Origin of the sequence: Gluconobacter vitians (genome assembly GCF_015244565.1) — a bacterium.
In the GTDB taxonomy this organism is placed as follows: Bacteria; Pseudomonadota; Alphaproteobacteria; order Acetobacterales; family Acetobacteraceae; genus Gluconobacter; species Gluconobacter vitians.
In genome coordinates this window covers 1-14,451 of the sequence record NZ_JABCQG010000031.1, presented here as the reverse complement: position 1 = coordinate 14,451, position 14,451 = coordinate 1, and the positions used below count along the sequence as shown (strand labels likewise).

Here is a 14,451-nt window from a genome sequence, read left to right as displayed (position 1 = left end):
CGAACCGCTTCAATCAGAGGCTCCCAGATCGCCCATGTCTCGTCCGTAAAAGTGCCTGTTCCGTCTCCTTCTTCCATCCCTACAATATGGGAAGAAATTCAAGATCTAACAGGCCCTAAAACACAGGACGCTCCATTTCGCACTATTGCTTTTCTTTCATTTCTCCCTCACCATCAACGCTCGTCAGGGGGGTCCCGCCTTAAGGGACTGAGAGGCTGATTGGTGTTGCCGGGAAACCGGCTGCACGGTGAAGCGACCCTTTGAACCTGACCCAGTTGATACTGGCGTAGGAAGACCGAAGGGCACTCATTTCCATCACTGTATGGGAAAGGGCCTATCGGGCCGATCCGGCCCTGCTTGTGTCTGTGTACACAGGGGACGGCGGCTCCCTTTCTGCTTCACGTTCTCCCTGGGTCTTTTCGAGTGCGCTTGAGGAGACACCATATGAACGCTTCCATTCCGGCCATCACGACAGGCCCTCTGCCGGCTTCCAGCAAGATCCATGTCCAGGGCACGCTCCATGACATTAAAGTGCCTCTGCGGCAGATTGAGGTTTCGGACGAATGTCCGCTGAACGTCTATGACAGTTCCGGACCCTATACCGACACGGCCATCAGCATCGACATTGCGAAAGGTCTTGCGGACAGTCGTGGGGACTGGCTGCGCCATCGCGGTGATGTGGAAGAGTATGACGGTCGCACGATCACGGCAGCCGATAACGGTTTTGCCGAGGGGGAACGACTGACGCCTGCGTTTCCGAACCAGCGCCGCCCCCTGCGGGCAGTCGGGGATCGTGCAGTGACCCAGATGGCTTATGCCCGGGCCGGTATCATTACGCCTGAGATGGAATTCGTCGCCATTCGGGAAAATATTGGCCGCACGCAGGCCCTGCAGGAAGAGCGGGATGGCGAGGATTTCGGAGCCAGCATTCCGGATTTCGTAACGCCGGAATTTGTGCGGCAGGAAATTGCCTCGGGACGGGCCATCATCCCCGCCAATATCAATCATCGTGAGCTTGAGCCGATGATTATCGGGCGCAACTTTCTGGTGAAGATCAATGCCAATATCGGCAATTCGGCTGTCACGTCTTCCATGGAAGAGGAAGTCGAAAAGATGGTGTGGTCCATCCGCTGGGGTGCGGATACCGTCATGGATCTCTCTACAGGCCGCAATATTCACAACATCCGTGACTGGATCATCCGGAATGCGCCTGTGCCGATTGGGACGGTTCCACTGTATCAGGCGCTGGAAAAGGTGGGCGGGATTGCGGAGGACCTGACATGGGAGATCTTCCGCGACACGCTGATCGAACAGGCGGAGCAGGGCGTGGATTACTTCACCATCCACGCCGGTGTTCGGCTGCATATGATCCCGCTGACGGCCCGACGGGTGACGGGCATCGTGTCGCGTGGTGGGTCCATCATGGCGAAATGGTGCCTGCATCATCACCGCGAGAGCTTCCTGTACGAGCATTTCGAGGAGATTTGCGATATCTGCCGTCGTTATGACGTGTCGTTCTCGCTCGGGGACGGTCTGCGTCCCGGTTCGATCGCCGATGCCAATGATGCGGCGCAGTTTGCGGAGCTTGAGACGCTCGGCGAGCTGACGAAAATTGCCTGGGCCAAGGACTGTCAGGTCATGATCGAAGGGCCGGGCCATGTGCCGATGCACAAGATCAAGACCAATATGGACAAGCAGCTTGAGCACTGCCACGAAGCGCCGTTTTATACGCTCGGTCCGCTGACGACCGATATCGCGCCCGGTTACGATCACATTACTTCGGCCATCGGTGCGGCCATGATCGGCTGGTTCGGCACGGCCATGCTCTGCTACGTCACGCCAAAGGAACATCTGGGTCTGCCGGACCGGAACGACGTCAAGACCGGTGTCATAACCTACAAGCTTGCAGCTCATGCCGCGGATCTGGCGAAGGGCCATCCGGGCGCACAGATGCGGGATGACGCCCTGTCGCGGGCGCGGTTCGAGTTCCGGTGGGAGGATCAGTTCAATCTGGGGCTCGATCCCGATACCGCCCGTGCCATGCATGATGAGACCCTGCCCAAGCAGGCGCACAAGGTGTCCCATTTCTGCTCGATGTGTGGGCCGAAGTTCTGCTCGATGAAGATTTCGCATGACATCCGTGCCGCAGCGGAAAAGCAGGACGGCATGGAGCAGATGGCGGAGAAATTCCGTGAAGGCGGGCAGCTTTATGTGCCTGTGACGGAACCGGCGGAATGATCCATTCCGTCCTGGGAGGAGGGGTTACGGCACTGTGTTGTGCCACGGTCCTTTCCGACCGGGGCCTTGACGTGGAAGTCATCGTCCCGGATGGCGCCCCAGAACCGGCGTCACGGTTTGCGGGGGGAATGCTGGCGCCTTTCTGCGAGGGAGAAAGTGCACCGGAACTGATCGTGGCAAAAGGGCAGGCTGCCGTGAACTGGTGGGCAGCCCATGTGCCCGGCGTCGTGCGACGTGGCACGCTTGTTGTCGCACCGCCGCGGGATGTTTCCGAACTGGAGCGCTTTGCGCGGGCGACGCGGGAGCATGAATGGGTGACTCCCGGGGATCTGGAGCCGGATCTGGCGGGGCGTTTCGCACGGGGGCTGTTCTTTTCGAGCGAAGCGCATCTGGACCCGCGTCAGGCACTGGCTAGCCTGCGAGGCCGTCTGGAAAGCAGAGGCGTGTCGTTCCGGACCGGGGCGCCACGGGGCCGGATCGTGGACTGTCGGGGGCTGGCGTCCCGGGAGGACCTGGCCGATCTGCGCGGTGTCCGGGGCGAAATGCTGATCGTGCACGCGCCGGACGTGATACTGACGCGGCCCGTGCGCCTGCTGCATCCACGTTTCCCTTGCTACATCGTGCCGCGCGAGAACGGGCGCTACATGATCGGTGCGACCATGGTGGAAAGTGCGCGTCGGGGGGGCGTTACGGCGCGGGCTGCGATGGAGCTGCTTTCGGCGGCCTATACGCTTCATCCCGGTTTTGCCGAAGCGGAAATCCTTGAACTGGGCGCAGGGCTGCGTCCGTCTTTTCCTGACAATATTCCGGCCATCCGGCACGCGGCGGACCGCATCCATGTCAACGGGATGTATCGCCACGGCTTTCTGATGGCGCCTGTCTGCGCAGAGCAACTGGCCACGGAACTTGCGGAGCTTTACGCCCATGCGGATTAATCTGAACGGCCAGAGCATCGAAACGCAGGCCCGAACGCTGGCCGACCTGCTGACGGAGCAGGGCTTTGAATCCCCCTGCGTGGCCACGGCCGTGGATGGTGATTTCATTGCCCGGCCCCTTCGTTCCGGAACACTGTTGAATGATGGCGTGAAGGTTGAAGTCCTGTCGCCGATGCAGGGAGGCTGACCATGTTCTATGGTGTCGATCTGACGTCCCGTCTGATGCTCGGGACTGCGCAATATCCGTCGCCGCAGGTCTTGCTGGAGGCCATCGAGGCATCCGGCGCAGAGGTCATTACCGTCTCGCTGAGGCGGGAAGGGGCGGCCGGAGGGGCGTTTCGTGCCCTTCTGGCGAAAAGCCGGTGTCGTCTGCTGCCCAACACGGCGGGTTGTCACACCGTTCGGGAAGCCGTGACCACGGCCCGGATGGCGCGTGAAGTGTTTGGAACTTCATGGATCAAGCTGGAAGTGATTGGTCATGCCGACACGCTGCAACCCGACCCGTTCGCGCTCGTCGAGGCCGCGCGTGTGCTGTGTGCGGAAGGGTTTGATGTCTTTCCCTACACGACCGAGGACCTGATCGTGGGCGAAAAGCTGCTTGAGGCCGGTTGCAAAGTCCTGATGCCCTGGGGTGCGCCCATCGGTTCAGGACAGGGACTCCGAAATCTGGCGGGATTGCGGAGCATGAGAGCGCATTTTCCCGATGTGCCGCTGGTCGTGGATGCGGGGATCGGTGCGCCCAGTCAGGCCGCGCAGGCCATGGAACTTGGGTTTGATGCCGTGTTGCTCAATACCGCCGTGGCGAAGGCGGTCGATCCTGTGGGGATGGCGCGGGCTTTTGGCCACGCCATACAGGCGGGGCAGGAGGGTTTTGTGGCTGGCCTCATGCCCGAACGAGACATGGCCAGCGTCTCGACGCCCGTTTTCGGTCTGGCGGAACTGGCATGATGACGCTTGATCCGTTCTATCTTCTGGTCGGGGAAGTCCGGCTTCTTGAAACGCTTCTGCCCTGTGGTGTGCGGCTGGTGCAGCTTCGCCTCAAGGACAAACCGAAAGCGGAAATCCGCCGTCAGATCATTCAGGCCCGTGACCTGTGCGCGCGCCACGGCGCCCAGTTTGTCGTCAACGACTACTGGCGCCTTGCGATGGAACTGGGGTGCGATTTCGTCCATCTGGGTCATGAAGACATGGAAACGGCGGATTTTGCCGCGCTCCAGAAAGCCGGGATCCGGTTCGGACTGTCCACCCATGATCCGGCGGAACTCGAACGGGCCCTGTCTTATGAACCGGCCTATGTCGCTCTTGGTCCCGTCTATCCGACCCTTCTTAAGAAAATGAAATGGGGTCCGCAGGGGCTGGAGCGGGTAGCCGACTGGAAAAAGCGGGCCGGCCAAACGCCGCTTGTCGCCATTGGTGGGCTGACGCCCGAGCGGCTTCCGGGTGTCTTTGCCGCGGGGGCGGACAGCGCCGCCGTGGTGACGGATATCCAGATGGCTGACGATCCGGTTGCCCGTTGCCGGGAATGGGTCGCCGCGACGCGGGCCTATGTGCAATGAACCGGTATTTGCGGCAGGTCGGCCTCTTCCCGCAGGGTGAGGGCGATCAGAAACGTCTTCTGGATGTGCATGTTCTGGTTGTTGGTGCCGGTGGGTTGGGGGCGACCGTGCTGCCGGCGCTCGTTGGAGCCGGGTGCGGCAGGATCACGGTGGTGGATCATGACCGTGTGGATGAAGGCAATCTTCACCGGCAGACCCTGTTCCGCATGGAAGACATCGGCAGACTGAAAGTCTCCTGCGTGGCAGAACGACTGGAAGGGCTGAATCCAGATTGCCGGATCATACCTGTCGCCCGGCGTCTGGAACCGGCTTCTGCACGCTGTCTTCTGCCGGGTATTTCCGTTGTGGTTGATGCAGCGGACAGTGTGGCCGTGACCTATATGCTGTCTGACCTTTGCCTTGAGGCAGGTGTGCCTCTCGTCAGCGCCTCGGTGCTGGGGCAGTCTGGGTATGTGGGAGGATTCTGTGGCGGGGCTCCCGGTTATCGCGCCGTTTTTCCCGATATTCCTGCCAGCTTCCCCACCTGTTCAGAGGCCGGGGTGCTGGGCCCTGCCGTGGCAGCGCTGGGTGCCATACAGGCACAGATGACGCTGTCGATCCTGCTGGAAATGCAGCCTTCCCCATTGGGTCAGTTGATCAGTCTGGATCTGGAGCACTGGCGGAGTTCTTCTTTTCGCTTTGACGACGCGCCCGTGGCGGAAGAGGGGGGGCCTTTTATTCTCGGGCTTGAAGAGATCACTGAGGCCGATCTTGTATTCGACCTGCGGGAGCGGGATGAGACGGGACCGCTCTCCGTGGAATGGGCGGTTCGCGGGCCGATCGAGCATCCGGAAATGCTGGATATGAAGGCGGGAAGAACCGTGTTCATCTGTGCCAGCGGGTTGCGGGCCTGGCGGGCGGCAAAACGCTTTTCCGGGCAGAGCGGCACCGTGGCATTCATTGCGACAACAGGGCGGTGACGCGTCCCGTTCTTCTGGTCGGTGGGATGGATTCCAGCGGAGGAGCCGGCATTGCCCGTGACCTGCTCGCTGTCCATGACGCAGGACTGACGGCCCGCATCGCCGTCACGGCTGTCACCGCCCAGACGGATCGCAGGGTTCTGGCTGTGGACCCTGTTTCGCCGGATCTGCTCGCAGCCCAGATCGAGGCTGCGCTGGAAGAGGGGGTGGGGGCTATCAAGATTGGTGCCCTGTGCAACGCAGGGCTTGTCCGGACTGTGGCAGCGCGTCTTCCTGATGTGCCGGTTGTTCTGGATCCGGTTTTCTGTTCCAGTTCAGGACATGCCCTGCTGGAGCCAGAAGGAATTCAGGCTCTTCTGAACCTGCTTTTGCCCCGGACGACTGTTTTGACGCCAAACCTGCCGGAACTGGCAGCATTGAAATCTGCACTGGGGCTGCATCAGGCTACTAAACCGGATGACGTTGCGGGAGCGCTTCTGGATCGAGGCTGCCAGAGCGTTCTGGTGAAGGGGGGGCATAACGGCCACCCAACATATTCGACCGATATTCTTTATCAGGCGAACTGCTCTCCTTTGTTCTTCCGTTCCATGCGCTATCCGTTCGATCTCAGGGGAACAGGATGTCAGCTGGCCAGCGACCTGGCTGCGGCACTGGCAGAAGGACAGCCGTTGCCGGATGCTGTCAAGGCCGCTCGACGCGGCCTTGAGGAACGATTCCGGAAAGCAGGTGAAAACTGTACCACGGCTTCTGCCTGAAATGGCGTTGTTAGAGCGTGGCGTCAAAGACGATCTGCTCCGCTGGTTCATCGTTGGTTTTCATGCAGTATGCCGCGAACATGGCAATCACGATGAAGCATGCCATCGGTACGATATAGGCAAGCTGCATGTTTCCGCCGGTCGCATCCGAGATATAGCCTTGCAGGAGCGGGAGAATACCGCCGCCGCTGATGCTCATGACCAGGATTGACCCGCCATAAGCGCGGTCATGGCCGAGTTCATCGACGGTGAGCCCGTAAATTGTCGGCCAGCAGGGGCCGAGCAGTCCACTGACGAAAATGGCGGCGTACACAGCCGTGAAGTCGTGGACCATGACGGCATAACCCAGCGCGACGATGCAGAGCAGGCTGTAAACGAACAGAACCCGCGCCGGGCGGGCATGCCGCATGAAGAAATTGGCCACCAGCTTGCCGATAAAGAACGCAGAGAATGACGCAATCAGGTAAACGGAAGCCTGCCGCTCGTTGATGTGTCCCAGGCGCATGGAGAGCCGGATGATGAAGCTCCAGACGCCGACCTGTGCGCCGACATACAGGAACTGCGTCAGGATCCCGAGGACGAAGCGTCTGTTGGCAAACAGCCGTTTGAGAGCGCCGGTCGTATCGAGTTCGTGACTGCGCTGCTGATCGCGTCCTTTGCAGGCCGGATAACGTGTAAGGCCGATGGCGACCATGACGACCAGCAGAACGCCGAGGATATAGACATAGGGTTCAAGAGTGGCGTGGATCATGCCGAGCTGATGCTGCCAGGCCTGCGCGGCGGGCATGGCGGAGAGCTGCTCGCGTGAAAGATCGCCATCCCTGAAAATCAGGTAGGCCCCCATGCTGGACCCCAGAATGGCACCGATCGGCTGAAAGGCACTGGCAAAGTTCAGGCGATGCGTTCCGCGTCCCGGAGGGCCGAGCAGGGTGCAATAGGTATCGGCAGCGGTTTCAATAAAGACCAGCCCCGCTGCGACAACAAAAAGAGCTATGAAGAAGATCTGATATGTCGCGAAATGGGCAGCGGGGAAGAACAGACAGCAGCCGATGAGATATAGAAGCAGGCCCAACTGGATCGACCATTTATAGCTGAAGCGCTTGATAATCATGCCGGCTGGAATGCCCAGCACGAAATAGCTGATGTAAAACGAGAACTGCACAAGTGCGGACTGAAAATCCGACAGCATGAAAGCTTTGCGGAACTGTCCGATCAACACATCATTGAGGCTCATGGCGCAGCCCCATAGTGAGAACAGACAACACAACAGGCCGAAAGCGAGCAGGGGTGTACGGTTGAGATAAAAGCCGTCCGGGAGCTGGACGATGGGGTCGGATTTAGCCACGGATTGCCTCGCAAGGTCTTGTTTACCGCTAAAGATAAACTGGCCTGCCTATACGAGAGGCGACGGTCCAGCATTAGCATTTGTTATCTTTTGGCTATTATCACATATAAAATGTTTTAAAAGGATTATTCTTTGTGAGTTTTGCCCTTTGACCTCTTCAGGAAATCACATTTTATGGAGGCTTAAGCTGGCAAAGAGACGCGTTCAAAAGGTCTGCCTTTTTCTGGTTGGCACGTTCCACAATCCACCCCACCTGTATGGGAAACTGCTGACAGGGCCTTCCACATGATCCCACTTTCAGTTCTCGACCTCGCATTCATCACTGAAGGCGGCTCGGCTGCCGATGCACTTCATCGCAGTGCGGATCTGGCGAGACATGCGGAAAGTCTGGGTTTTCAGCGCTTCTGGCTGGCCGAACACCATGCGATGCCGGGCATCGCCTCCGCCGCAACTGCAGTTGTTATCGGCTATGTGGCAGGGGCTACGAAAACCATCCGGGTGGGGGCAGGCGGAATCATGCTGCCGAACCACGCTCCGCTCGCTGTTGCCGAGGCGTTCGGGACACTGGAATCCCTTTACCCGGGCCGGATTGATCTCGGGCTTGGACGTGCCCCTGGCTCCGATCAGGCGACCATGCGTGCCTTGCGTCGTGATCCGACCTCCGCCGAGCGCTTTCCGCAGGATGTTGTCGAGTTGCTGCATTATTTCGAAAAGCCGCAACCGGGGCAGGGCGTCTTTGCGGTACCGGGTGCCGGGCTGACTGTGCCGGTATGGCTGCTGGGATCGTCCCTGTTCTCTGCCCATCTGGCGGCCATTATGGGACTGCCATTCGCATTCGCCAGTCACTTTGCTCCTGACCTGATGGAAGAGGCCGTGGCTCTTTACCGGGAGCGCTTCGAACCTTCGGAGCGTCTGAAAAAACCTTACGCTATGCTTAGTATAAATGCAGTGATTGGGGAAACGGACGCTGAAGCACAACAGGCCTCCACATCTCTGCAGCAGCACTTCATTGCCTTGCGTCAAGGACGACCAACAACGTTTCCGGTCCCACGGCCAGTATCATGGAATGGCCAGGAACAACGCCTGCTTGATAGAACGCTGCGTTATACATTCGTGGGGACGGATAAGGACGTTGCACAAAATATCTCGGCCTTTGTAGAGCGGCACAGACCCGATGAACTGCTGATCGGTACGCCACTGTTCTCCCAGACAGAAAGGCGACGAACCCTTAGCGGAATTGCCCACCAGCTGATGGGGGGCTGAGATCAAGGCTGTCGCGCTATTGTAATGGCTCGACGCAATGAAGCAGCCGTACAGTCTGCATTGAACAGATCGCCAATATGGTCTTGGGCCTGTTTTCCCAGCAGCTGGCATGTATCAGGATCAGCATAAAGGGCACTGATACGTTCAATGTGGCTGGCTTCATCATCCACAACGAGTGCAGCAAGAGAAGAGGGCAAATTCAGCCCTTCGGCCGCGATTGAAGTCATGACGCAGGGTACGCCGGCCAGAAGACTTTCCAGAACCTTCCCCTTGATTCCGGCTCCAAATCTCAATGGCGCTACCGTCAGGCGAACATGATCGAATACGGATCCATCAAGATCTGCAACGTGGCCCAGAGCACGAACGCCTTCAGGCCAGGACAGATGACATGGCAGATGCGGACCCACCAGCCAGAGTTCCATATCAGCGTTTCTGATCCGCAACTCTGGCAATACGACATGTGCAAACCACATGACGGCATCAAGGTTCGGCGCATGAAAATAATTCCCGATGAAGGCGATATGGCGCCTTACCGCGAAGTTTGCTTTCTGCTCCCGTTTATGCACCGCCCACGGAACACAGACGACACGCGCCTGCGGAACGGCTTGGCGGAGCCATTCGGCCTCTACAGGTGAATGCGTCAGGACGGCATCGGCCTGCCCCGCGATGCGGCGGTGGTGCAGATCGGCGACGCTGTAGAGCACCGTGGCACTTGGCTGGTGATGGCGGACAAGGCTCAGATATCGCGAGGCCGTGCCGATCCGGTGCAGATAGACCAGATTGAACGCGCCGGACTGGCGCCGCAGGATTTCTTCCACCGAGGCGTAATGCGGGGCGCGCCAGATTGTGAAGCCTTCTGCTTCCAGCGCGTGCTGCAAACCGGTTGGCGGAGAGAGGTCATCAGCGGCGACAAGGCTGACGTCGTAGCCGAGCGCCTGAAGTGCGCGGGCGTGGGACAGCAGGGCCTGTGACCCCGCGTCCTGCCCCGCCACCGGCAGATGTTCGTCAATGAGCAGCGCGAGCGGGGCCCGGGGTTTTACATCGATTTCGGGGCCGTGCCGACGGGCCAGCCGGCGGTAATGGTCGTGCTGTTCCTGACCGCCTTGCGCATGGGCGTGATCGGTCAGCAGGTCGTCGGCGATCTGTGCGAGAAAGGCCAGGATGGTCTCGCGCTCGTCATTCGTCTGGGCACCGCCTGCGACCTGTCGCAGGAGTTCGCGCAGGTCGTCGTCGAATGTGCCGGTGGCTTCGAGGACGACGGGAGAGCCGATCAACTCCGTTCCGTCGGCTTCGCGGCGGACCTGAATGATGTGCCGTTCATGGGCACTCAAGGGTGCGGGGATCAGCAGGTCGAAGCCGAGGCGCCCATCCCCGAACCCCGCCTGTTTCAGGTCAGGACGGTGCTGGTTGGCGATGACCCGCGCGATCAGCCTGCCGTTATCGAGAACCTGCAGGGCGGCGGGGTCTCCGCTCTCCCCCGCCTGCGCCCAGCCCGCGATCCGTCGGCGCGTTGCAATGTCCAGATAGCCGGGCAGCACGGTGGGACGCGCCGGGACGACATACGGCTCGGCCATCAGCTCTTCAGGCTGCCAGGCGGACGAGGCGCGCATCCAGGACCGGCTCGACGACGAGGGCGGCAAGCTGCTCTTCGGACAGGCCGCCGATGAGGTCGATGTCGAAGGCATAAAAGCCGTCGCCCTTTCCGGCGGCTTGCAGATCCGCACGGTGACGGTCGGCCGTCACTTCGCACAGGACCAGCTCGCCGGTGCGGATTCTCAGGCGCAGTCTGCTGTCGGGACGCAGAGCATCGCGCGCCCAGCCCGCGACCCGGCCGCGCGTGGCGAGATCCACGTAAAGCTCGATCGATGACGTGTCGGTGCGCGGGGATGCGGCATCCAGTCTGCGGCGGATGGCTTCGAGCTCTTCCCCGCTCTCCACGCGCGGGGCGCAGTAACGGGCGGCGACGGGTTCGGCGTCGGGGTAGAGTTCGGCGTATTCGCGGGCGTTGTGGAACATTCCGCGGCTGCCATCATCAATGAAGGTTTCGGATGCGGCCCCTTCAGCGAAGATGATGTCGTGGGTTTCCAGCTCAATATGGATGTATTCGACGACATCGACCTGTTCGGCCTGTGTGATGGTCCGGCCGTTAACCAGCGCGTGGGCGGGGACCAGCACGCCATCGAGGAACATGGCGTGCAGCGGCGAAATGACCAGATCGCGGCGCGGCAACCCCTCGCCCAGAGCGCCTGCGGCAATGCGCACGGGCGTGATATCGCTACGACCGGCGGCAAAGCGGCCGTCATAGGCGCGGCGTCCGATCCAGCGGATCGGGCGGATGGCGCCATCGCGGGTGATGAGGCGGTCTCCGATTTCCAGCGTTTCGACCGGACGTTCTCCCGTTTCGGTCAGGATGGCCGTGCCGGGGCAATAGCACGGCGTGCCTTCCGCCGTAACGGTCAGGCCGCCTGCGCTGTCGGCGCCCAGGACGAAGAAATCTGCTGCGTAATCGCCGGCGAAGGTCAGGGTTTCGCTGGTCTTGCCGTCCGTAACCGTGACGAGGGTGTTGCCGCCGGAGGTGACGCTGCTCAGGGTTGCGGCAGAGCCCATGCCTTGCAGATCGATCGTGTCGTCCGCTTCGAAACCGGAAATAACGGCCTGCACGCCATAGGCCGTGGAGGATGGGGCGACGCTCTGGATGAGGGTGCCTGCACCGGCAAATTCCAGGCTTCCCGTGACCGAGGCCTTGGGGGACAGGAGATCGAGCGTGCCACCGTCTTTGAGGACGGTATTACTGGCGGCGGAATTGCCGTCGATGGAGAGGCTTCCCCCGTCGAGCGTGATCCCGGTTGCCGTGACGCCCTTGATGGTGATGTCGACCGTCCCGCCCGACAGCACGGTTTCATTACTGATCGAAGCTCCGGAGGTGGCCAGTGTCTGCGTTCCGTAGATTGTGCCGCCCGATGCGAGACCGGTGATGTTTTCCACGCCACCCGCCGAGATGACCGAGCCGCTATCCGTGCCTACGACGTCGAGCGTGCCGCCGGACAGGACGGTTGCGCCGACGATGGTGCCGCCTGCGCTGATGGTCAGGGTGTCACCGCTGGAGACCACCGCGCCGGACAGTGTGGCTCCGCTGGAGACGACGTTTGAACTGTCGCTGCTGGACGAGGTGGCGGATGAGGTGGTGAGTTCGACGCCGCCCATGCTGTCTGCTGAAAGTGTGAGGGACGCGGCGAGTGCGCTGCCTGCAAAGGTGAACTGCTGACTGACCGAGCCGCTGCTGAGGGTAGCGATTGTGTTGCCGTCGCTGACCGTTGTGTTCAGCGTCGTGCCGGTGCCCATGACCGTATCGTCGATGACGTCTGCGGCGCCGAAGCCGGAAATCGTAGCCAGCGTGCCGTATCCGGAGCTTGCGATGCTGTCGATCTGAAGCGTGCCCTGTCCCGAGAACAGCACCGTTCCGGACAGGGTGGCCTTGGCGGATTCAAGTTCGATGGTGCCGCCGGAGAGGATGGTGGTGTCCGTTGCTGCGGCGTTGCCGTCGATCGAGAGGATGCCGCCGTTGTTCAGCGTAATACCGCTGGCCTGGGCGCCTTTGATCGCCAGGGCGACCGAGCCGCCGTTATAGACGGTCTCGCCCGATACGCTGGCCCCGGCAGCGCTGACGATCTGGTTACCGTCGATCTGCGTCCCGGAAACCGAGCCGAGGACGGTTTCGGTGGCGCCATGGGCCAGTACGCCGCCGGATGCGGAGCCGCCTGCCGAAATCGTGGCGGAACCGCTGGACAGGATGCTGGCACCGGTGGCCGTGCCGCCCGACTGCACGACGATCGAACCGCCGTTGGAAATGATGGCGGAAGTGCTGGTGCCGCCACTGGCGACCGTGACCGCGCTGGCCGTAGACGTATCGGTCGGGGCGAAGGAGACGCCGCGGATATTGGTGTCGGCGGCGGCTGTTACGAGCGTCGTGAAGCTCTCATCGGCAGGGGCGGTCGTCGCATCCAGGTCGTCGGTGATGGTGAAGAGATAGGTCTGGTCGAGATCCCCGACCGTTGCGTTCGTGGCGTAGAGAACGACCTCATCCCCTTCCACTTCGCCCGTCAGTCCGATCAGGCCCGTGGTCCCGGAGGTGGATGTGTTCGAGACGAGATTGAGCCCGACCGAGAGCGTATAATCGAGGGTCCAGGCGGTGCCGTTATAGGTCCATTTCTGCAACCCGCCGTCGCCTACGCCGCCTGCCTTGGGGTTTCCGCTGTCGGCTACATACAGAACGGTCGAGCTTGCGAAGAAGTAGGATTCCGGGCTGAGGCTGACCGTTGTGCCGACTGCGGAAGCGTTGAGGGAGTTTTCTTCGGCGGCCGTCAGGGTGACCGATCCGTCGATGGCGGGCAGGACTTCGGACTGCGTGGCCGAGACCGGGAGGGTTGTGCCGTAGCTGGCGATATTCGACGTCCCGCCGCTGCCCTGTGTGCTGTCACGCGAGACGTAGAGGACGCCGTTGACGATCTCGGTGACGCGGGTGTCGGTGGATGTGTCGATGGCGGTTGCCACGCTGGCGCCATCGTCCGCATAGAAGACGCCCTGGGTCGTATCGCCCTTCACGCCCTGACCGGTGATGTAGAACGAGGTTCCGTCCACCGTGGCGACGCTGCGGATGTTGTTGGTGTTGAATACGCCATACAGGGCCGTGCTGGTATCGACCGTTCCGTCATAGCTGATATCGGCGACGACGCGGGGAACGGCTGTATAGCGTGTTCCGGTCAGGCTGGTGGACTGGGCCAGACGGGCATCGCCGTAAACGGCCGCGCCGCCTGTATTATAGGTCGCGGCATTAATGCCGTAGCCGCCGATGACAAGAGATTCTCCGTCCTGCGAGAGCTGGAGTTCGCCTTCGGACGATGAACCGTACTCGCCTGAGACCGCATATTCCGTGACACCATCGACCACCGTAGTGGTCTGGGGCAGAACGAGCGTATCACCGACTTCACCGGTGGTTGTAATCTCTTCCAGCGTAATGGCAGACGCCTGATTGTCCGTATAGGTGCCACTTCCGTCACCATCACCGACTACGCTGATGACAAGATCGCCTTCAGTGAAGGATTTTAGCGTCGAGGACATGCAGGGTCTTCCATTCCGGGATTTATGAACATCCCGTTACTCCAATACTCCCATGTCAGTGTGTGAAATTAATTTGACACGCTTAGAAGCAATCCGAACTCACGACTAACTGACAAGACACGTCGACTGGCGCATCTGTGATCCGCCCTCTTTGGGTGTTTAGTCCCGGGATTTGATGGTGTGATATTTTCACGCGAGTGGAAGGAAGCCTTATGGGACAGATACGTCATGGCAGCGCCACGACCACGCATGCCGTGCGAGCAGCACTACAGCGATCGCAGG

11 protein-coding genes and 1 riboswitch are annotated in these 14,451 nt (G+C 60.7%); of the genes, 8 read left to right on the top strand and 3 right to left on the bottom strand.

Annotated elements, in window-relative coordinates:
* Window positions 1–175: 175 nt before the first annotated feature.
* Window positions 176–310, top strand: a riboswitch (TPP riboswitch).
* Between the two features lie 134 nt (window positions 311–444).
* Genes thiC through HKD24_RS14020 form a run of 7 tightly spaced genes read left to right on the top strand, consistent with a single transcriptional unit; the run spans window position 445 to window position 6,443 of the window.
* Window positions 445–2,238 (top strand): phosphomethylpyrimidine synthase ThiC, encoded by a 1,794-nt coding sequence (gene thiC / locus HKD24_RS14050; RefSeq protein ID WP_194260831.1) that lies wholly within the window; start codon window positions 445–447, stop codon window positions 2,236–2,238.
* Complete coding sequence (locus HKD24_RS14045) at window positions 2,235–3,173, top strand: FAD-dependent oxidoreductase (protein ID WP_194260830.1); 939 nt, start codon at window positions 2,235–2,237, stop codon at window positions 3,171–3,173. The genes thiC and HKD24_RS14045 overlap by 4 nt, the downstream gene beginning before the upstream one ends.
* Window positions 3,163–3,360, top strand: coding sequence for a sulfur carrier protein ThiS (gene thiS, locus HKD24_RS14040; RefSeq protein WP_194260829.1), 198 nt, complete (start codon window positions 3,163–3,165; stop codon window positions 3,358–3,360). Before HKD24_RS14045 ends, thiS begins: the two co-directional genes overlap by 11 nt.
* A gap of 2 nt (window positions 3,361–3,362) precedes the next feature.
* Entirely contained in the window at window positions 3,363–4,121 is a 759-nt protein-coding gene (locus HKD24_RS14035; protein ID WP_194260828.1) for a thiazole synthase, read from the top strand.
* Window positions 4,118–4,729 carry a thiamine phosphate synthase gene (locus HKD24_RS14030; RefSeq protein ID WP_194260827.1) on the top strand — a complete coding sequence of 204 codons (612 nt, stop codon included), beginning with the start codon at window positions 4,118–4,120 and terminating at the stop codon, window positions 4,727–4,729. Before HKD24_RS14035 ends, HKD24_RS14030 begins: the two co-directional genes overlap by 4 nt.
* The gene (locus tag HKD24_RS14025) at window positions 4,726–5,688 is read left to right on the top strand and encodes a HesA/MoeB/ThiF family protein (RefSeq protein WP_228124439.1); all 963 of its coding nucleotides are present in this window, start codon (window positions 4,726–4,728) and stop codon (window positions 5,686–5,688) included. Before HKD24_RS14030 ends, HKD24_RS14025 begins: the two co-directional genes overlap by 4 nt.
* On the top strand, window positions 5,685–6,443 hold the full coding sequence (locus HKD24_RS14020) for a hydroxymethylpyrimidine/phosphomethylpyrimidine kinase family protein (protein WP_194260825.1): 759 nt from the start codon (window positions 5,685–5,687) through the stop codon (window positions 6,441–6,443). Before HKD24_RS14025 ends, HKD24_RS14020 begins: the two co-directional genes overlap by 4 nt.
* 10 nt (window positions 6,444–6,453) lie before the next feature.
* Here HKD24_RS14020 and fucP read toward each other — a convergent pair whose 3' ends face one another.
* A complete protein-coding gene (fucP, locus tag HKD24_RS14015) occupies window positions 6,454–7,788 on the bottom strand; it encodes an L-fucose:H+ symporter permease (protein WP_194260824.1) in 1,335 nt (444 codons plus the stop codon).
* A gap of 285 nt (window positions 7,789–8,073) precedes the next feature.
* Between fucP and HKD24_RS14010 the strand changes: the two genes are divergently transcribed.
* Window positions 8,074–9,051 carry an LLM class flavin-dependent oxidoreductase gene (locus tag HKD24_RS14010; protein ID WP_194260823.1) on the top strand — a complete coding sequence of 326 codons (978 nt, stop codon included), beginning with the start codon at window positions 8,074–8,076 and terminating at the stop codon, window positions 9,049–9,051.
* A gap of 2 nt (window positions 9,052–9,053) precedes the next feature.
* Here the strand turns inward: HKD24_RS14010 and HKD24_RS14005 are convergent, their stop codons facing one another.
* On the bottom strand, window positions 9,054–10,661 hold the full coding sequence (locus tag HKD24_RS14005; RefSeq protein ID WP_194260822.1) for a glycosyltransferase: 1,608 nt from the start codon (window positions 10,659–10,661) through the stop codon (window positions 9,054–9,056).
* Window positions 10,633–14,169 carry a Hint domain-containing protein gene (locus HKD24_RS14000; RefSeq protein ID WP_194260821.1) on the bottom strand — a complete coding sequence of 1,179 codons (3,537 nt, stop codon included), beginning with the start codon at window positions 14,167–14,169 and terminating at the stop codon, window positions 10,633–10,635. The genes HKD24_RS14005 and HKD24_RS14000 overlap by 29 nt, the downstream gene beginning before the upstream one ends.
* Between the last annotated feature and the right edge of the window lie 282 nt (window positions 14,170–14,451).

Bases quoted from the DNA above. Each gene is read 5' to 3' on its own strand.
- HKD24_RS14010 (WP_194260823.1), top strand. From the start codon at position 8,074: ATGATCCCACTTTCAGTTCTCGACCTCGCATTCATCACTGAAGGCGGC.
- HKD24_RS14000 (WP_194260821.1), bottom strand. From the start codon at position 14,169: ATGTCCTCGACGCTAAAATCCTTCACTGAAGGCGATCTTGTCATCAGC.
- HKD24_RS14030 (WP_194260827.1), top strand. From the start codon at position 4,118: ATGATGACGCTTGATCCGTTCTATCTTCTGGTCGGGGAAGTCCGGCTT.
- HKD24_RS14035 (WP_194260828.1), top strand. From the start codon at position 3,363: ATGTTCTATGGTGTCGATCTGACGTCCCGTCTGATGCTCGGGACTGCG.
- HKD24_RS14005 (WP_194260822.1), bottom strand. From the start codon at position 10,661: ATGCGCGCCTCGTCCGCCTGGCAGCCTGAAGAGCTGATGGCCGAGCCG.
- HKD24_RS14025 (WP_228124439.1), top strand. From the start codon at position 4,726: ATGAACCGGTATTTGCGGCAGGTCGGCCTCTTCCCGCAGGGTGAGGGC.
- thiS (WP_194260829.1), top strand. From the start codon at position 3,163: ATGCGGATTAATCTGAACGGCCAGAGCATCGAAACGCAGGCCCGAACG.
- HKD24_RS14045 (WP_194260830.1), top strand. From the start codon at position 2,235: ATGATCCATTCCGTCCTGGGAGGAGGGGTTACGGCACTGTGTTGTGCC.
- thiC (WP_194260831.1), top strand. From the start codon at position 445: ATGAACGCTTCCATTCCGGCCATCACGACAGGCCCTCTGCCGGCTTCC.